The organism is Anabaena sphaerica FACHB-251, from assembly GCF_014696825.1.
Classification (GTDB): Bacteria; Cyanobacteriota; Cyanobacteriia; order Cyanobacteriales; family Nostocaceae; genus RDYJ01.
The window spans coordinates 743,819-762,410 of record NZ_JACJQU010000002.1 but is presented as its reverse complement, the minus strand read 5'-3'; the positions used below and the strand labels follow the sequence as shown (position 1 = coordinate 762,410).

Sequence of the window (18,592 nt, the reverse complement as noted above, 5' to 3'; positions counted from 1 at the left end):
GTGAAGTATATGCAAAGTGTATTCAAGGTATATTAAAAGTATAGATATTTGATTTTATCTAATTAACCAATCTCAATTATGGCATTTCTAGAGTACAATTTATTCTGCAACCACCGAAACAATCTTTGAGTCCACTTTAGTGGACTTTCGCTCTGAGACTGGGAATTGATTCCCAGGCTGTTTATGATGCTAATCGAAAAATGACGGTTAAAAAACATTAACAAAGTGAGATTTTCCAAAAATCAGTTATAATTTTTACTAAAATCTAAACAACATCCATGACTTGGCAAGAATTTCTTAACCAACAAGCAGATATTCAACATTTATCTGTTGAAGAGAAAACAACTTTATTAACTGCACTACCTGACCCAGATGCACAAATTAATCAAATACAACTCAGTGTAAAATTAAGCATTACCGAAGCTATTGTTAAAAGTCGTCTACAAAAGATTTATAAAAAGTTTGAAAATGTCTGTCCTGAACTTAGAGAAAAAGAAGGAGCAGGTAAATTTGAAAAATTACGAACTTATTTAAAACAGAAATATCATCAACCTCAATCAGAAGCAACATTAAAAAATCCTATTCCAGATAAATCTATATCATCAGAATTTCAATCACTAATCACCGAAAAAATACAATCCTTCTGCGGTCGCAAATTCGTATTTTAAGCCTTGGCAAAATTCATCAACACCAATACCAAAGGCTATTTTATAGTTATCAGTGATGCGGGAATAGGTAAAAGTACCATCGCGGCTAAATACGTCTTTGAACATAAAGCAATTTGTTATTTCAACGTCTTGGTAGATGGTCGTAACCATCCTGAGTTATTTCTAGACAGCATTTGCAAACAACTAATTAACCGCTATCAATTAGCAAATGTTGAAAAAGCAGATTTTATGTTTGTCGTCCTTGTGAAAATCAAAGAACTAGAAGAAGACATAGTGCTTTTTGGATAGGTTTGTATGGTTCTAGTTAGATAGGGCTTGCTGAATAAAGATAAAACCGTTTATTAATAAGGGTTTCGCGGATTTTTATCACAAGAAAGTGCAAGGTTTTGGTTTATGGTGTCTCAAAACAGGTGCAATTTTCCTTGTCGGATATGGGAAATTGAAGATATCTAGATAGCTGAAACTGTTCCCTGTTCCCTGTTCCCTGTTCCCTCCCCTCACAGACAAATTTTTCAGCAAACCCTAGATAGTTTCTATGAATGAGTGTCAAGAATTGGTCTTGGAGATGATGGCTTTAGTATGGCTACGCCACGCAAGCTATCGCAATAAGATGCCATTTTATCAGCAGGGTATGAGGGCTGTGATACTTATCCAGCAACCTCTTTAGCTTCTTTGTCGCCCCCTCAAGTCCAGGGCTGTTTCATTCCCTAAAACAGGTAAAATAGCAAGTGTTGAGGGGGTAAAATTATGGGTGCTTCTCTGATGGAACATCTGCGGCAAGTGGAAGACTTCAGAACGACTGATGGTCGAAGACATCCACTCTGGCTGGTATTGCTGTTTGTAATAATGGGAACAATGAGTGGATATGTCGGGTATCGAGCATGGGGGGATGAGAGTTAAACGCCATCGTCAAGTATTGATCAAAAAGTTTGAAATCCAAAAACATGGTGTTCCCTCATACTCAACGATCAGACGGGTAGTCAGCACAAGAATTCGCTCGTGGTATTCGCGGTCATTGGTGTATCGAAAATCGCCTTCACTGGGTTAAAGACGTAGTTTTCAAAGAGGATGATTCAAAAATACGTCTGGGTCATGCCCCTGCAAATCTCTCTGTCTTGAGAGCGATTGCTCTCAACATACTCCGGTGAAATGGTCATGCTTCCATTACGATCGCTCAAAGATTTCTCTCCCATGATATTGACAAACTCCTTCTCCTTATGGAATGAAACAGCCCTGCCTGATCAAGGGGGATTGGGGGGATCATCTATAATCCTGACTTTGAATACTACGCAACTTTGCCGCATCACGCATACCATAATCAGCACGAGTGAAGCGATTCAATTGCATTTCAAAAAACTCACGATTTGCCTGTAAATGCTTAGGATTTGGGTCATCTAACGGATATAAAAGGGCCGTTCTTAAAGCTTGAATTACCGCAGATGTAACATTATACATTGACCGTTGGAAAGTCACACCCAACTGAATCAAAATATCATCTTCACCTCGACAATATTGTTTGTAATAATCAACAAGATATTGCGGCAGAAAATGCAACATATCCTGCATTAATAATGTAGGAGGAATACCAGCAGTTCCTACAGGAAAGACATCAGCATAAAGAATGCCATAATGAAAATCTTTTTGGTCATCTGGTACTTGTTTTGCTTGGGCATTATATGATTTTGTTCCCCTAAATGGTGCAGTGCGGTAAAACACAGCTTCTACATAAGGTAAAGCGGCTTCATATAACCAAGTAAAGCCTTTTGACTTGGGGATGATTTCATAACATTCACCATCAACATAAAGATGATGATAGATGGGACGACCCGCAATGGCAAAGATTCCATTGACTAAGAAATTCATGGCATCGGGAACACCTTTAAAACCACCTTCATCGTAAATATCCGACATTTCAAAAAATACTGGTGCCATCACTTCCCAAAAAAGTCCTAAGTTGGAATAATAGGACATCATTCGGCACTGTTCCAAAAACATATCTGGAAACAGTTTATAAAGTCCCAACATCAAAGGATTTTTCTTGAAGTAAGCTTTAATTGCTTTATCGGCATTTGCCCTATATTCTTCTGAATCTAAATAGGCATCAAATTGATTAACAGGGGCATACATTTTCCGATGCCATAACATGGCTTGCATACAAGCTTCGGCAAATTCCATGTTAATTCTGTCATGCAATAAATGATGCAATATTTTTGGCATTTTGCGAGTTTCGCCTTTTTCCATAAATGCCAAAAGTTCAGGATGAGCAGTAGCTACACCGCGCCAAATTCTTAAGTCAGCATCATCACCTGCATAATGATTATGTAAGTCTAAATATTCTTGGGGTAAGAAGTATTTCAAAGCAGGAAGAGGATTTAAAAATACTCTTTCCGCAATATAAAGTAAATCTCGCCAATAAAAATCCATCGGTACAGCGTAAGCTTTATAAATACCTATGATTTGCATTAAGTTTTCCGGTGTATCTGGCAGCATTGAACCACCAGCTTCTAGACGATGAATTATTTCGGCAAATTCGTGGTTTGAGGGTGGTAGTTTAGTGGTTGGTTTATCTGAAATTTGTACCATTTTGATTAAGTTAAGAAGTAGGAATGTTTTGTAAATTTTGCTGTAAATCTTGGCGAATTTTTAAAGCGTGAAAAATGCTTAAAACATCATGTGTCCACACTGGTAAAATTAGAGTCATTGCTATTTCTTCAACTGTGTGGATGAAGCCCGCAACACAAGTTAGCCATAAGGCAGTTCCGGCATAGTTAAAACCAAACAAAGAAACGATAGCGATAAATAAGGTAATGCCCCAAAATTTGGCTGAGTAGGTGTGATAACTGGCAGGTTTGCCATATTTAATTAAGTTGACTATCCACCAAATTAATTGGGCAAAAACAACGGTGAGTAAGGGGAGACGATAGGAAATTAAAACTTCTGGATGTACTAGCCAAGCACTGATAAATACACAGCTAAATAAACAAACATCTGCCCAACTATCGGCTTGTCTTAATTCTGCTGTGCTGACTCCTAACCGTCTGGCAATTATGCCATCAAAAATATCGCCAACAAAGGCAGTGATAAAACCAATTAAAAACCAAATTGTGGTAGTTCCATCCAGGGCATCCCACAGGAGGAAGGGGGCAACTGCAAACCGATAAATAACTAACAGTGTGGGTATGTATTTAGCGTTCATTCTTCCTCCTAAATGGGTAATTAAATAAGTAGTTTCTTGTTTTCTCGTTTCTCGTTCCCATACTCTGTATGGGAATGAGTTTTAAAAGGCTCTACCTTTTAGTTAGTTACAGTAGAGGCAGAGCCTCTTGAGAGCATTCCCAGTCCGAGACTGGGAACGAGGTAACGAGGTAAACTTCTTCTTTAATTACTTCAATGCCACTTGCGAATTTACGGTTTTTTCAGGAGTAGGAATAGCGGCTACCATTGCTGTAGTTGTGGTTTCACTCCAACGCACTAACCAGGTGGGTTGTACTCCTAAGAAAAGAATGAGAGAGGCTAATATTAATGCGGGTATTTTCTCAGACCAAATAACTCTAGGATAATAGGCTAAGTCGTTATTAAGTCTGCCAAAACAAGTCCGGTTGAGGAGGATGACGAAGTAAACCGCTGTTAAACCGGAAGAGGCTACGCAAAATAATGTAGGTATGGGGAAGGTGGAAAAACTGCCTTGGAAAACGATAAATTCAGCGATAAACCCTGTCAAACCAGGAATACCTGCGCTGGCCATGCCCCCAAGAACGAGTAAGGCACTGATGATAGGTAAACCGCGTATGGGACTCATTAAGCCGTTGAGTTTGTCTAGTTCTCTTGTGCCAACTTTGGCTTCTACAACTCCCACGAGGTGGAACAAGATGGCCAAAATAATACCATGACTGAACATTTGCGCTACTGCACCTACTAAGGCTAGGTTGGTACTGGAGGCTGCGGCTAGGAGAATATAGCCCATGTGTCCGATAGAACTATATGCTACCATGCGCTTGATGTCTTTTTGGGCGATCGCTATTACTGCCCCATAAATTGCACTGATAGCACCCCAAATTGCTAAAGTTGGTGCCACTACGTTCCAAGCTTGGGGAAATAAACCAAACCCAAACCGCAACAGTCCATAAGTTCCTAACTTTGCTAAAATTCCACCTAGTAAAATGGCGATGGGTGCAGAAGCTTCAACGTAGGCATCGGGTAGCCAAGTATGGAATGGAATTAGGGGAATTTTGATGCCAAAACCTAAAATTATTCCTGCTAATAATAACAATTGCATTCCTGCGGAAATATTCTGGGTAGAAACTGCATCTAGGGCAAAACTATGAGAACCGCTTAACCATACCATTCCCAAAAATGTCGCCAGAATTAACGCCCCAGAAACTGCTGTATAAATCAGAAATTTCATGCCGGCATAGGCTCGTTTTTCTCCTCCCCAAATGGAAATTAATAAGTAAAAGGGAATTAATTCCAATTCGTAGAATAGGAAGAATAGCAGTAAATTCTCCGCCAAAAAAGCACCAGCAACGCCACCACTGATTAATAAAATCATTGAGTAGAAAAGTCTAGGGCGTTCTGTATCTTGACTACTGCTGTAAATTGCTATCCACGTTAATAAGCTGTTTAATACCAACATTAGTATTGATAGCCCATCAACTCCTAATTGATAACTTAAACCCAAGGTTTCATTCCAAGGTAAATACTCTTGAAACTGCATCCCTGGAGTGTTTATATCAAATTTCAGCAGGATGAAAACATTCCACAGCAGAACTAAAAATGACAGAGTTAAAGATACAAGTCTAATTCTCGTTTTAGAAATAACTGTATCTGGTAAAAACCCGATAATCGCAGCGCCAATAATTGGCAACCAAATTAAAACACTTAACATAATTGGTGATTGGTGATTGGTAATTGTTTTATGAAAATTTCCTTTTACCCATTTATAAAAGTGAATTAACTAACTAAGCTAACTTTACCAGGATCTAAATCGTAATAGCCTCCCACTATTTTAAGTTGATTAGCGTCCAGTAATGCCTGTACTGAATCGTCAGGATTCATGATATTTTGTGCAGATGCTACTTCAGGTATCAATAAGGTAGAAGCTAAACCAAAAGACAAAATCATAGAGATTTAAAAAACTAAATCTATGAACTGCACACCCCAGAAAGGCCATGTCACCCAAGCACCTAAAAGACCGACTCCTAATAAAACTGTAAAGGCGTAAAATTGGGTTTGTCCATTGGTGCTGTATTTCAAACCTTCACCACCTAACAGGGAGAATAGACCCACAAAGTTAACTATCCCGTCAATTACAAATCTGTCAACCATATCAGCTAATTTTGCAAGTTGGGCTACTCCAAAAATAATGGTGATTTTGTAGAGGTTAGGGGTGTAAAAATCATAAGCAAGTAAGTCTTGTAAACCTTGCCAGGGTAAGCGCACTGGTTTAGGAATGTTACTTAAATAAATGACTGCGCTAATACTGCAACCGAAGATACTCGACCAAATTAATAACAGTGCCACATCTTTATTTAAGATTGCCCAATTGGGTAATAAAGATAAACTTTGCAACACCAAAGGCAGATGTAAAACGAAGCCGAATAAAATCATCATTGGTAAAACCATCAACCAAATAGCTTCGGGGGAACGTTCGCTCATTTGTTTGGGTTTACCACCAAAGATGAGACAGAATTCTCTGGTTAAACTAAAGGCGGTTAAAGCGTTGACGGCAATAATAATTCCTACTAACCAAGGGTGTGTTCCCCATAACCCATCAGCTAATTCTACTAATGCCCAAAAACTACCTAAAGGTGGGAACCCAATTAAACCCAATGTACCCACAATAAATGCGAAACCGGAAAAGGGACGACGTGACCACAAACCACCGAGTTGGGTAACATCTTGGGTGACGCTGTTCCAAACAATGCCCCCGGTACTCATGACTAAAAGTGCAGCAGAGATAGCATGAGTGAGGACTAATAATAATGCTGCGTCATCTTGTTGTGTGCCTACGGCGATAAACACCAAGCCCATGTAAGCACTGACAGAATAAGATAAACAGCGTTTGATGTCAATTTGCGCGATCGCTATTAATGAACCACCAATAGCTGTCACTGCACCAATGGCCACCATAGCTGAAGAAGCCACGGGGGACAAACTAAACACAGGTTGTAATTTAATCAGCACCCATGCACCACTGGCCACTACCACCGAGTTCCGCAAAATGGTACTGGGAACAGGTCCTTCCATCGCTTCATCTAGCCACAAATGCAAAGGAAACTGAGCGCATTTACCCATTGGACCGGCAATTAACGCTAAACAAACTAAGGTAATAATTGTAGGGTCTACTTTTGCAGTTTGCGCCCATATTGCTAAGTCTTGATAATCCCAAGTCCCGGCTAAAGTCCACAGTCCTAAAACTCCCATCAGCAAGAATAAGTCACCCACCCGTTTGGTTAAAAAGGCATCTCGCGCACCAGTGACAACCAAGGGTTGACTAAACCATAAACCTACCAAAAGGTAAGTTCCTAAAGTCAGAACTTCCAAAACTACATAACTGAAGAACAGGTTATTACATAAAGCTAAGGCACATAAACCAGCTTCAAATAAACCTAATAAAGAATAGAAGCGTCCCCACCCCCAGTCCATTTCCATGTAACCCACAGCATAAACTTGGGACAGGAAATTTAAGCCTGTGATGACAATTAATGCCCCCACACTAATTGAAGAGAGTTCTAAATTAATAGTCAGGTTCAAGCCTGCGGTGGATAGCCAAGGAATAAATACCTCTTTGGCAGGATGATTCCAAGTGGCTGAAAAGGCAAAGACCGAATGCACAAAGGCCAAAAATGTCATGATTAAATTGACATAACCCGCCGGTCTAGGTCCGGTTTTCCTGATTATTCCAGGCGACCAAGGTAAAGCTAAAACACCACCTATTAAAGCATAGCAAGGGACCAGCCAAATGGTCTCTAGCAGTGACTGAGACATGAATTTACCTCTATATTTGCAGCGAATATTATTGTTTGAGCATCAACAAGGGTTGATCCCTGAAAATGTCAGCCAGGAAAAATAACGCAAATTAATCTTTGGTTAATATTGTTAGATATAGCTTACCTTTATCTGTCCCAAAAGGGAATTACTAGCCTAGATAAATACACGATATATTATCTAATAAATTCTTATAATTCTATGGATTGGTTTATAAAATACAACCTATCGGGTAAAATCTATGCTTATTAAGCATAGATAATTCAGTATAATTGGATTTATATCAGGTTTTGATGCTGTTGTTGCTGGATATCAGCCTACTAGGTTTCATGAATTATCTAATGTATAGATAAAACTATTGTTTCATCATAGATTTATCAAATGATAAATTTATTTTATTGTCACATTAGATTTTGGTATATTCCAGAAAACCAAAAAATTGAATGTTTACCAAGTTGCAATAATTCTTAAAATATTTATTGCTCCAAAGATGTTATGTCAAAAAAATCATAACATTTTGGAGGATAATTTTATGATTTTTTTTTTACAACTTGTTGGCAGTTTTTTATTTGCATACAGGAGAATCATGAGCAAAATTAATGGATTTGTTGGCCGACGTAATTTCTTAAAATTGGTGGGTGTAGGTGGTGCTGGTATTGGCGCAACTGCTATTGGTAGCAAACTTTTGTCGGGAGAACCAGCAGTTGCCCAAAAACCCACTACCACAGAAGCAAGACCCCAACCAGTTAACCCTCAAGCAGCATTAGATAGGTTAATGGAAGGTAATAAAAGATTTATTGACGGTAAACGTCTTAATCCTAATCAATCTAAATTAAGGTTACAAGAAACTGCTGTAGCACAATATCCTTTTGCGGCAATTCTTGGTTGTGCAGATTCAAGAGTACCAGCGGAAATAGTTTTTGATCAAGGATTAGGAGATTTATTTGTAGTCAGGGTTGCGGGTAACGTTGCCAGTCAGACAGCTATAGGTAGTTTAGAATTTGCTACAGCAGTGTTAGGCGCACAATTAATTATTGTGGTTGGTCATGCTAGATGTGGTGCGGTTGTAGCAGCGGTCAAAGGTGATCCTTTACCGGGAAGAATAGGTGTATTTGTGGAAGAAATTAAACCGGCGGTAGAAAGGGTGAGAAATAAAACTGGTAGTCTGGAAGAAAATGCCATTATTGCTAATGTCCAATATCAAGCGGAAAAATTGGCGGAAAGTTCCACAATTTTAAGAGGTTTGATTAAAGAAGGTAAACTAAAAATCGTTGGTGGTCGTTATGATTTAGCGAGTGGTAAAGTCACATTGTTGACTTAATGCCAATCAATCCATTGATACTCTCCGTGGCTGTCTTCCCGGAAAGTGTCAAATTGCTGTTTTTTGCAATAGTAAATTCATTGGAACTACAGCAATTTTCAAGTACATGAACCACATTCAATAGCTTAACTGAGTAGTATTGCAATGAAAGTGACTGATGAGTTTATTTGGCTAATGGGGGCAGGTTTCATATCGCGGTAGTCAAGGATCTGCACGACAATCAGGTAAGCTATAGCTAAAAGTATAGAAACTGCACCTGTAATAATAGCGACTATTTTTGAGCGATTCATAAGAATTTCCTACAAGTTAAAACTACAAGTTAAAGTCCGTATTTTTCTTCAATTTACTGCCCATTAATTCTGTAGCTTGTTGGGCTGAAAGGGGTTTATAGAAAAGATATCCTTGCACATCATCACAATTAATTGACTTCAAGAAATTTAGTTCTTCAGACCTTTCTACTCCTTCAGCAATCAGTCTTAAACCCAAACTCCGTCCCAAGTCAACTATAGCCTTGATGATATGACCTACTTTCTCATCTATCGCCAATTCTTGGATAAAAGACCTATCAATTTTCAGATTGTGGAATGGTAACACCTGGAGGCGGGAAAGAGAAGAATAGCCTGTACCAAAGTCATCGATGGAGAGGAGTAAACCCATTTGCTCCAGCTTTCTCAGCACAGTTGTGGTGAAATCGAGATTCTCTATAGCTGTTGTTTCTGTAATTTCTAACTCTAAATATTGCGATTCCAGTCCTGTTGCTTCTAAAATCGCAGATACTGTTTCTACTAGCTTAGGTTGGCGGAACTGCTTGGGAGAAAGATTCACCGCAATAGTCATGGGAGGGAAGCCAGCTTGTTGCCAAGCTTTATTTTGAGTACAAGCTTCCCGTAATACCCATTCACCTATGGGAATAATTAAGCCGCTACCTTCAGCTAAGGGAATGAAGATGTTAGGGGCAACTATTCCCATTTCCGGGTGATGCCAGCGCAACAGAGCTTCCATGCCTGTAATGTCTCCTGTGATAATGTTGACTCGTGGCTGGTAATACAGGAGAAATTCTTGTCTTTCTAAGGCATGGCGCAGACTCTTCTCTAAATTCCAGAGTTCGGGAGTTTTCGCACTCAGGGACACTGTATAAAACTGGTAATTATTTCTACCCTTGTCTTTGGCGTAATATAAAGCAACATCCGCGTGCTGAATTAGGGTTTCCGCATTAGGACTATGTTCATTGAATAGGGCAATACCAAGGCTGGCACTCACATACAGTTCGTGTCCGTGAAGATGAAAGGGATTTTCTAAGGTTTGTAAAATTCTAGGAGCTACTTGAGCAGCTTCTTCATTACTAGTAATCTGGGGCAGCAGGATGGTAAATTCATCACCTCCCCAACGAGCAATGGTATCTCCTGTTCTGAGGGAGTCCCTCAGTCTTTGAGCTACGCTTTGTAATAATTCATCTCCTATTGTATGTCCCAGAGTATCATTAATCATCTTGAAACGGTCTAGATCCAGGAACATTACAGCCAAACTGCTTTGCTCCTCAACTACTTTTTCTATTGCTTGATCCAGTAGATAGCCAAAGTGCAAACGATTGGGCAAGCCGGTGAGTAAGTCATGGAGGGCTTGATAGCGAATTCTTTCTTCTACCTGCTGACGCTGACGAGCGCCACTGATAATGGCGGACATAGTCAACAGGCTAGATTTTTCATGGGTTGACCAATGACGCTCTGAGGTGCAGTCTGCTAAACCCAGGTAGCCCCAAAAATCTTCTTCTAACCGCAATGGGACAAGCAGCAGAGACTTAATACAGTCTCGATTGAGGAGTTCTTTTTCTGTAGTGGGAAATTCTTGGGTGAGTCCGCTGATTGAAGTTCCCATAGAGAGAAGATTGTACCAACGTTCCAGCCCAGAAGTTTTATAAGTCTGATTGTGCCAATCTTGCTGGGATGGTTTGATCCCAGATTTTGTCCATTCAAACTTTAGGCTCATTGCCATTTCCCCTGTCACTTGATGGGGATGGTTATGGAACAGGTACACGCGATCGCCCTTGGCCGCTGCCCCGAAAGTAGCCAGTGCTTTTTCTATTGCTATGTCATAATCCATTTCTGCCAGTAAATAATTGGCAGCTTCTGCAACAGCCCCAAGCAAGCGATCGCGCTGCCGCAATTCTGCCTCAGCTTGCTTCTGTTCAGTAATTTCTCTAACAATAAAAGTTCTAATTAAATCACTTTCTGGTAAATAATGGACGGATTGTTCAAAAATCTCTCCCCTCACTTCTACCTCTCGCACAAAGGATTTACCCGGTTGATTTTCAACTGCATTTAGCAACTGTGCCAAAATAGGGTGTTCCTTGCCAATTTCTCTCAATTTGGGAAACTTATCCGCTGCTGCTGGATTAAAATAAGTAATATTTCCCTCTAAATCCATTTCGATGATTGGATTGGGGATGAGTTCTGGAAAAGAGGCGAGGCGAGTCAAAAGAGTGTCACTAGCGCCTTCAATGTTGGTATCAGCAATAATTAGAGTGTCAAAAGGATTAGCGGGATTTCCTTGTTCTGAGAGAAAAATAGACAAGTCGGCCGCTGTGCAAGATTCTCCGAATGCTTCCTCTGACAGGTTGGAAATAGCATAGTATTTAGCTTGAGCTTGGGGATTGCCAAAAGCAATTATGTCCCCATGCTGGAGGTTATGAGAAAAACATTTAGTGCCATTAATAAATAAGCCGTTCGTACTTCTTTTGCCCTTGAAGTTACCATCAACGATGCGAAAGCCATATTTTTCAGTATTAGGAATAGTTACACGCAACAAAATCGCGTGTTGTCTGGATACAGACTTAGCACGCAGAACAATAGCGTTTCTGGTATCTCGTCCTAGAGAGTAAGTCGCCTCTAACAGGGGGATAGTTCTCTGTCCTTCAGGATCTTGGACAACCAATAGGTGACGTATTTTGTCCCGCTCATTTGCTGCCATACCTTTTCCTGAGATTCTCATATCTGTGATGATCTTTACTGCAAAAATATGGCTCCTCTGGGTCTTGATTTTTAGATTCTGTGATCTCGGAAGGATGCTCCATAAATTTTTGATGCCGATGTATAAAAGGTTAACTTGTATAATCTTCTGAAGATTGCGCTTCTGGAATCAGTGGTTCTTTGGTTAAGTTTCTTCTTTTGTGTAAATTCCTAATATTTCCTAATATATCGTTTTAACTCAATTAGCCATAGTTCTACCTATACCCACTATCCCTGCGGGACGGCAAAAATGACTGTATTGTAAATAAAAATATAATCTAATTTTTGCAAATTTATTTACTTTGAGTCACAACATATTACATTTTGGTCAGGAAATATTGCACTTATCTCTTATTTACGACCAGCTGTAAGTAGAACGACTTGAAAAAATCAAAGTATGTAACAAAAGGTAAAGTAGCTCAAAAACCTCTTCCTTCTTGCCTTTTGCTTTTTGCCTTTGCCTTGTCATAACGACAATTTTTAACGCCAACTTACTTAAGATAGTTCTCTGAACTACCCCACGGATAAATCCGGGTTCCAACTCACTACGCAAGAACGACCAGAGGAGTACTGCTACCCGTAGGTATGGTAGCGCCCTTCAGAAACCATCTAAAAGCACCAGGGGATTGAATGTTAAAATAGCATAGTGGTGAAAGTCTTTCTTCCAGCAGTGGGGTGTTGTCAGGTGCAGGCTACCAAAAATATTGCATAAACTAGGAAGTGATCTCAAGATGCCCAAATGGAAATTATTAACAGAATTCACGTTTGATAGCGCCCACTACATAAAAGACTATAACGGACCTTGTGGGAGAATGCACGGTCATACTTATAAGGTAAAAATTGAAGCAAAATCATCACAGTTACATTCTTCAGAATACTGTCCCCATCCTGTGATGGTTGCTGATTTTAGAAGTTTACGTTGGGCTAAAAAAGATGTCACCCAAGGAGGACTAGATCACTGTGTTCTTAATGAAGTTTTACCACCTGAATATGAAACAACTGCTGAGATGATTGCTAAATATATTTATGATGAGACTAAAAAGCGTTTACCCGCAGATGTAAAACTGAAGGTTGCAGTATCAGAAACACCTAATTCTTGGGCTGAGTATGAGGATGATTAAGCACAATTGTTTGTGGATTCCCGTGTTTTAATTGTTGAGGTAATAATCAACGGTTATCGGGTATGGCACAGAAATCCGCCGCTTTGAAGTTTGTGATTTTGCTTGGTTTTGTTAGCCTCTGCGCCGATGCGACCTATGAAGGAGCGCGTAGTATTACGGGAGCTTACTTAGAAGTTTTGGGGTCTAGCGGCACTGTGGTGGGACTAGTAGCTGGTTTTGGGGAATTAATAGGTCATGGGTTCCGCCTAGTTATTGGTTATCTTAGTGACAAAACAGGCAAATACTGGGGAATCACAACTTTAGGTTACATTTTGAATACAGCAGTTGTGCCATTTTTAGCCTTAGCCGGCAGATGGGAAGTAGCCGCAGGTCTGATGATGGCTGAACGTACTGGTAAAGCGGTGCGTACTCCCCCACGTGATGCCCTGCTTTCTCATGGTGCAAGTCAAATCGGTAGAGGGTTTGGATTTGGTTTACACGAAGCAATGGATCAAACAGGTGCAGTGATGGGACCTTTGGCTGTAGCCGCAATGGTTTATTTTCAAGGAGAGTATCGCAATGCTTTCACAATTTTAATTGTTCCAGCGGTGTTGGGATTAATTGTTTTATTAGTTTTACAAAAGCTATATCCAAACCCTAGTGATTTTGAAGTAGAAACAGTGGCAAATGAACAAGAAAAATTGCCGCGAATATTTTGGATTTATCTGGTTGCTGTCGGCATTATTGCGGCTGGATATGCAGATTTTCCTCTCATTGCTTTTCATTTTCAAAAGGGAGAAATTGCTTCTGGGCAAACAATTCCGCTGTTTTATGCTCTAGCGATGGCGGTTGATGCTGTAGCTGCTCTGATATTTGGATATCTTTTTGATCGTGTGGGTATTTCTATTCTGATAATTGCCGCTTTGATTTCATCTTTATTTGCGCCATTGGTGTTTTTTGGAAGCACTTATCTTGCTCTTTTGGGAATGGCATTTTGGGGGATTGGCATGGGAGCGCAAGAATCAATTCTCAAAGCAGCGATCGCTGGCATGGTTCCTATGAATAAACGAGCTACAGCCTATGGAATTTTTAGCACAGGCTATGGTTTATCTTGGTTTTTAGGCAGTGCTTTCATGGGGATTTTATATGATCACTCCATCACTTTTTTAGTGGTTTTTGCTGCGACAACTCAACTGCTAGCAATTCCTTTTTTTGTTTGGGTGAAATGGGAAGCGGATCACTCTCCCATCCCCTCCCTAGATGTTCAGGTAGGTGATTAATGGAGGCAGGAGGCCGTTTTTGTAACGGGGATTTATACCCCGCTCCAAAAACTTTGGACGAAGTCCGGTTTTAGACCCGATTGTTTTGATTAATGGAGGCAAATCGAAAACTTTTCGATTTACTGAAAGCAGCTATGGCTGAGAAACACTGAGGGAATTTTTGGATTCAGATGAAGGAGATTCTTCTGGTGTCATGGGTGCGGCTAACTCCCCAGATGAGGAATCTTCTGTATCTTCTCTAATGATCGGCGGACGGATGGCGCTAATAACTGTCTTAATGACAACAGCACAAGGAACCGCGACAATCACGCCCAAAAGTCCGCCAATTCTGGCCCCAGTCAAGACAGAAATTAGTATCCAAACAGGATTTAAACCCGTAAAATTCCCCAAAATCCGGGGTGCAATGATATTTTCAAGAATTTGCTGCACGATGACGGCAGCGGCTAATACTCTAGCACCCATCCAAACATCTTGTAGGGAAACCAATAAAGTTGTCATAGCTATCCCCACAGAACCCCCAAAGGGGATGAGAGCCATCAGGCCGATAGTTAAGCCAAACAACAACCCAAATGGCACTTTCAACCACAAAAATGTGGGAATGAGAGCCGAGGCCATACAGGTAGATAAAATCAACTGGGTGATAAAGAAGTTTTGAAAACTCAGGCGTACTGTTCTGGAAAAAGGGTCACGAAATTTTGTGGGTAGCCATTCTACTAAGCTTTCCCAGAGTTCACCACCATGTTGTAATAGATAGAAGGTCAAAACCATCGTCAGCAGAAAGTCTAGCAGACTGGTAAAGGTGACGACAGCGAGATTTAAGACTTGTCCAGCTATAGCTTGTAGTTGCCCCTTGACGCGATCATTAATTTGCACGACGATGGCATCGAGATTAATCGGTAAGCCCATCATTTCGGCTTTCTCGTTTAAAATCATTAACTGCGATCGCCCAGAGTCAATCAACTCTGGTAAGCGGGCTACCAGTTGCTGGGCTTGGGTCAGGGCTAGAGGAAAGAGGGTGACACCCAGCGCCAGTAAAATCGATAAAGCTAATAAAAATACTAAGATAGCAACTTGTTCTCGTCTAGCACCGTGCCTTTCCATCCAACTTACTGGGTAGTTGAGCAGAAATGCCAGTACTGAGGCTCCGACTAAAATCACTATCAAAGAGTGGAAATAATGGAAAATTGCCGATATCGCCCAACCATTGAGAACTAATAGGGGAGCGAATAGCGCGATCGCCCCGATTCGCGCTACTGGTGTAAATGTTTGCCACCAGTCAAGTAGCTTACGTGTCTGCATTTTCAGCTGATTGGGGATAGAACTAAATAGAACTTAAGCTAAATTCTTGTTTACAGACTATTATCTCTAACTATATGAATTTCAGTTCTGCCTCTAGTTTATGATTAGACCAACCACAATGCAAAATCTACCACCAATTGACAATTACCCACATTCTGAAGATACTGCTACCTCTAAACGATTGCTGCTTTTATATTTAATTCCTGTAATCGGCTTTTTTCCTTCCCTTTGGACTCTCTATCGCCGTCAGGGTAGTCGGGAACAACTGGCCGTGAGTCGTCTGTCCACTACCTTGGGTTTGACATGGATTTTAGGGTACTTGTTGTTAGCAACTGGGGCTGCAACTACTGATTTTTTTACATTACGTTTGTTAATTCTGAATAGTTTTCTCACATCTGGGTATTTCTTGGTGAGTGTTTGGTTAATTTTCCGTGTCATCCAAGAAAAATCTTACCGATTACCAGGATTCAGTAGTTTTGCCGAGCGAATACTGCGTAAATACTAAATCTTTATGTTTGTAAGATTTGGAGGATTGATACAGAACTTTATAGATCATCTGCCCAAGAATATGGTCAAATCTGGTTGATAAGAAAATAGGCTGAAAACCCTGGAGGTTGAGTATTGAAGTTTGGCGGAAAGATTCACAGTCCTTTAGGTCACAGATGTACGCGGAGTGTTCCCGTAGGGGAAGCCAGTTGAGCCGTTTACCGCTCAGTGACTTGATGATAATATATGGAAACTTTTTGTGGTTAAAGGGGGTGATATTGTTGTACAGTTGCCAACAAAATTTAATTAATCCCAAGCAGCAGTTAAACGCCGTTTTAGAATTTATCTGTTTGTCATCTCATAAGTTAACTCATTGCGGTATTTACTACGCCAGGCAGTTATATTTTCAGGTAGGGAGAATTGTTGGTAAGTTCAATTTAATCAATGATGAAGATAAAGACAATAAACATGACCAGGTTTTATATTCACAGGTAGCACAACAGACATTGATTTCTGTATCTGAATTATTTAAGTCATTTCAGGCTTTGGATAAAAAATACAGAAAAGGAGAACAAACAGATCAGCCTAGATTACCAAAATATCCTCAAACTGGATATGCGCTAGTAACATATCCAAAACAAGCATTAAAGCTGATTGAGGGGATTAAAGACTTTTGGCTAGATATCCCAGGTGCTATTACTATGCTTTGAGAGTCCGCTTTTGGGCTGCTTAAGAATCCCCGTACCTTTAGATCGGGGAGAGGTCAATCTTTCCATACTTCAATCAACCTCTCCGGATTATCAAAAAATTCAGAGAAATGCGGGTAAAGGTCTTGTCGTGTCTACGATAGGAAAAAGTCAGCACTATTAATTAAGATTTATCTATCATAGTCTGATTTGTCTATATATATTGAGTTGGAAAATCTACGATATTTTATCAGTCAGTGTGAGGGAATCTGTGACTATTCAACGAACATCAGCAGAAGATAATAAATCAGCTAAAGCCAAAGCCAAAGCCAAAGGCAAAAACTCTCGCAAGTCAAAATCTGGGCGCTGGCTATGGTTTGCGGTGGGTATGGGCGGGATTGCAATGGTGTCAGGTATGGCAGGGGCGTTGTTGGCAGTTTCCTGGGATAGCAAGCCTTTGCAGCAAGCCGAGTTAAGTGCTAAAGAGGCAGCAGTTTTTGATAGCGATCGCATTTCTGGAAATGGATTCCAATTTTCTCAATTAACTCGCCCTGTTAATATCTTGGTTATGGGGATGAGTGTACTGTCTTCAGATGTCCAAAACCCACCTAGTGAAACCAAAGAACTCAGGTATCTACCCCAGGTCAATTCTTTTGACGGTCTTGCCGATGTTATGCTCTTGATCAAATTTGATCCAGAGACAAAAAAAATAGTCATGCTTTCCATTCCCAGAGATACCCGTACAGAAGTTGAAGGGCATGGAATCAAAAAAATTAACGCCACCAATGTCGATGGTGGACCAGCCTTAACAGCTAAAACTGTCAGCAATCTCTTAGGTGGTGTGGGAATTGATCGTTATGTCCGCATTAATGTCTTGGGAGTTGCCAAGTTAATTGATGCCTTGGGCGGAGTAACAGTCTACGTTCCCAAAGATATGAAATATCAGGATGATTCCCAACATTTATATATTAATTTAAAGGCGGGTAAACAGCATCTTGAAGGCAATAAAGTACTTCAATTACTCCGCTTTCGCCATGATGAACTCGGTGATATTGGCCGCATTCAGCGCCAGCAAATGGTATTACGTGCCTTAATTGAACAAAGTCTCAACCCAAAAACACTAACAGAATTACCCCAAATTCTCAATACAGTAAAAGAGCATATTGACACTAATTTATCTGTTGAGGAGCTTGTATCCTTAGTCGGTTTTGGGGCGCGAACCAATCGCTCTAATATGCAGATGTTAATGCTTCCTGGTCGTTTTAGTGAAAAAAATGAGTATGATGCTAGTTATTGGATACCATATAAGCGTGCAATTACTAAATTAATGGTTCAAAACTTTGGTTTAGAATCGGCATCATTTGACAGCGAAATAATCAACCCTGCTAGACTACGCGTAGCAATTCAAGATAGTACAGGTGGCGATCGCTCTCAAATTCGTCCCTTAATTGCCGCCTTAGAACAGGCCGGATATCGTAATATCTTTATCTCTCAACCTTGGGGTGAGCCTTTAGAAACCACTCATATTGTCGCTCAACAAGGTGACAGTGACAGTGCTGAATCAATTCGTAACACTTTAGGTTTTGGAGAAGTACGGGTAGAAAGCACTGGTAATATCGGCTCTGATATTAGTATTCAGGTGGGTAAAGATTGGTTGCTACAAAAGGCAATGTTTGAAAATACTGCTCGGTAGCAGGGAAGAGAGCAGAGGCGCAGAGGAGAAGAGGCGCAGAGGAGCAAAGGAGCAGAGGAGAAGAAAT

17 protein-coding genes and 2 pseudogenes are annotated in these 18,592 nt (G+C 40.3%); 10 read left to right on the top strand and 9 right to left on the bottom strand.

Going from position 1 to position 18,592, the window contains the following annotated elements:
• The first annotated feature begins 278 nt into the window (after window positions 1-278).
• The 4 genes and pseudogenes from H6G06_RS07005 to H6G06_RS06990 all read left to right on the top strand — a co-directional run.
• Window positions 279-668, top strand: a complete 390-nt coding sequence (locus H6G06_RS07005; protein ID WP_190558378.1) for a hypothetical protein — start codon at window positions 279-281, stop codon at window positions 666-668.
• 3 nt (window positions 669-671) lie between these two features.
• Entirely contained in the window at window positions 672-956 is a 285-nt protein-coding gene (locus H6G06_RS07000; RefSeq protein ID WP_199306594.1) for a hypothetical protein, read from the top strand.
• 459 nt (window positions 957-1,415) lie between these two features.
• Window positions 1,416-1,568 carry a transposase family protein gene (locus H6G06_RS28100; protein ID WP_190558376.1) on the top strand — a complete coding sequence of 51 codons (153 nt, stop codon included), beginning with the start codon at window positions 1,416-1,418 and terminating at the stop codon, window positions 1,566-1,568.
• Window positions 1,569-1,660: 92 nt separating this feature from the next.
• Window positions 1,661-1,816: pseudogene (locus H6G06_RS06990) on the top strand (ISAs1 family transposase); the annotation flags it as partial.
• A gap of 112 nt (window positions 1,817-1,928) precedes the next feature.
• Here the strand turns inward: H6G06_RS06990 and H6G06_RS06985 are convergent.
• The 5 genes from H6G06_RS06985 to H6G06_RS06965 form a co-directional block, all read right to left on the bottom strand.
• Window positions 1,929-3,251, bottom strand: coding sequence for a CO2 hydration protein (locus tag H6G06_RS06985; RefSeq protein WP_190558374.1), 1,323 nt, complete (start codon window positions 3,249-3,251; stop codon window positions 1,929-1,931).
• Window positions 3,252-3,261: 10 nt separating this feature from the next.
• Window positions 3,262-3,864 carry a CDP-alcohol phosphatidyltransferase family protein gene (locus H6G06_RS06980; protein ID WP_190558372.1) on the bottom strand — a complete coding sequence of 201 codons (603 nt, stop codon included), beginning with the start codon at window positions 3,862-3,864 and terminating at the stop codon, window positions 3,262-3,264.
• Between the two features lie 186 nt (window positions 3,865-4,050).
• Window positions 4,051-5,553: an NADH-quinone oxidoreductase subunit M gene (locus H6G06_RS06975; RefSeq protein WP_190558370.1), complete on the bottom strand. Its 1,503-nt coding sequence runs from the start codon at window positions 5,551-5,553 to the stop codon at window positions 4,051-4,053.
• A 65-nt stretch (window positions 5,554-5,618) separates the two neighbouring features.
• Complete coding sequence (locus H6G06_RS06970) at window positions 5,619-5,789, bottom strand: carbonic anhydrase (RefSeq protein ID WP_190558368.1); 171 nt, start codon at window positions 5,787-5,789, stop codon at window positions 5,619-5,621.
• A gap of 6 nt (window positions 5,790-5,795) precedes the next feature.
• A complete protein-coding gene (locus tag H6G06_RS06965; RefSeq protein ID WP_190558366.1) occupies window positions 5,796-7,655 on the bottom strand; it encodes an NAD(P)H-quinone oxidoreductase subunit F in 1,860 nt (619 codons plus the stop codon).
• Between the two features lie 586 nt (window positions 7,656-8,241).
• Between H6G06_RS06965 and H6G06_RS06960 the strand changes: the two genes are divergently transcribed.
• Window positions 8,242-8,976, top strand: coding sequence for a carbonic anhydrase (locus tag H6G06_RS06960; protein WP_190558559.1), 735 nt, complete (start codon window positions 8,242-8,244; stop codon window positions 8,974-8,976).
• Window positions 8,977-9,101: 125 nt separating this feature from the next.
• On the opposite strand, the gene H6G06_RS06955 is transcribed toward H6G06_RS06960, so the two are convergent.
• The 3 genes and pseudogenes from H6G06_RS06955 to H6G06_RS27270 all read right to left on the bottom strand — a co-directional run.
• Window positions 9,102-9,266 carry a hypothetical protein gene (locus tag H6G06_RS06955; RefSeq protein ID WP_190558364.1) on the bottom strand — a complete coding sequence of 55 codons (165 nt, stop codon included), beginning with the start codon at window positions 9,264-9,266 and terminating at the stop codon, window positions 9,102-9,104.
• Between the two features lie 22 nt (window positions 9,267-9,288).
• A complete protein-coding gene (locus H6G06_RS06950; RefSeq protein ID WP_190558362.1) occupies window positions 9,289-11,943 on the bottom strand; it encodes an EAL domain-containing protein in 2,655 nt (884 codons plus the stop codon).
• Window positions 11,944-12,582: 639 nt separating this feature from the next.
• A pseudogene (locus tag H6G06_RS27270) lies at window positions 12,583-12,687 on the bottom strand (fatty acid hydroxylase); the annotation flags it as partial.
• 25 nt (window positions 12,688-12,712) lie between these two features.
• Between H6G06_RS27270 and H6G06_RS06945 the strand changes: the two are divergent.
• Complete coding sequence (locus H6G06_RS06945; RefSeq protein ID WP_190558360.1) at window positions 12,713-13,102, top strand: 6-pyruvoyl trahydropterin synthase family protein; 390 nt, start codon at window positions 12,713-12,715, stop codon at window positions 13,100-13,102.
• A gap of 62 nt (window positions 13,103-13,164) precedes the next feature.
• Window positions 13,165-14,361 (top strand): MFS transporter, encoded by a 1,197-nt coding sequence (locus H6G06_RS06940; RefSeq protein WP_190558358.1) that lies wholly within the window; start codon window positions 13,165-13,167, stop codon window positions 14,359-14,361.
• 132 nt (window positions 14,362-14,493) lie between these two features.
• On the opposite strand, the gene H6G06_RS06935 is transcribed toward H6G06_RS06940, so the two are convergent.
• Window positions 14,494-15,660 carry an AI-2E family transporter gene (locus H6G06_RS06935; protein WP_190558356.1) on the bottom strand — a complete coding sequence of 389 codons (1,167 nt, stop codon included), beginning with the start codon at window positions 15,658-15,660 and terminating at the stop codon, window positions 14,494-14,496.
• 118 nt (window positions 15,661-15,778) lie between these two features.
• Between H6G06_RS06935 and H6G06_RS06930 the strand changes: the two genes are divergently transcribed.
• The 3 genes from H6G06_RS06930 to H6G06_RS06920 all read left to right on the top strand — a co-directional run bounded on the left by H6G06_RS06930 (window position 15,779) and on the right by H6G06_RS06920 (window position 18,525).
• Window positions 15,779-16,165, top strand: coding sequence for a hypothetical protein (locus H6G06_RS06930; protein ID WP_190558355.1), 387 nt, complete (start codon window positions 15,779-15,781; stop codon window positions 16,163-16,165).
• 190 nt (window positions 16,166-16,355) lie between these two features.
• A complete protein-coding gene (locus tag H6G06_RS06925; protein WP_190558353.1) occupies window positions 16,356-16,856 on the top strand; it encodes a hypothetical protein in 501 nt (166 codons plus the stop codon).
• A gap of 247 nt (window positions 16,857-17,103) precedes the next feature.
• A complete protein-coding gene (locus H6G06_RS06920) occupies window positions 17,104-18,525 on the top strand; it encodes an LCP family glycopolymer transferase (protein ID WP_190558351.1) in 1,422 nt (473 codons plus the stop codon).
• Window positions 18,526-18,592: the final 67 nt, after the last annotated feature.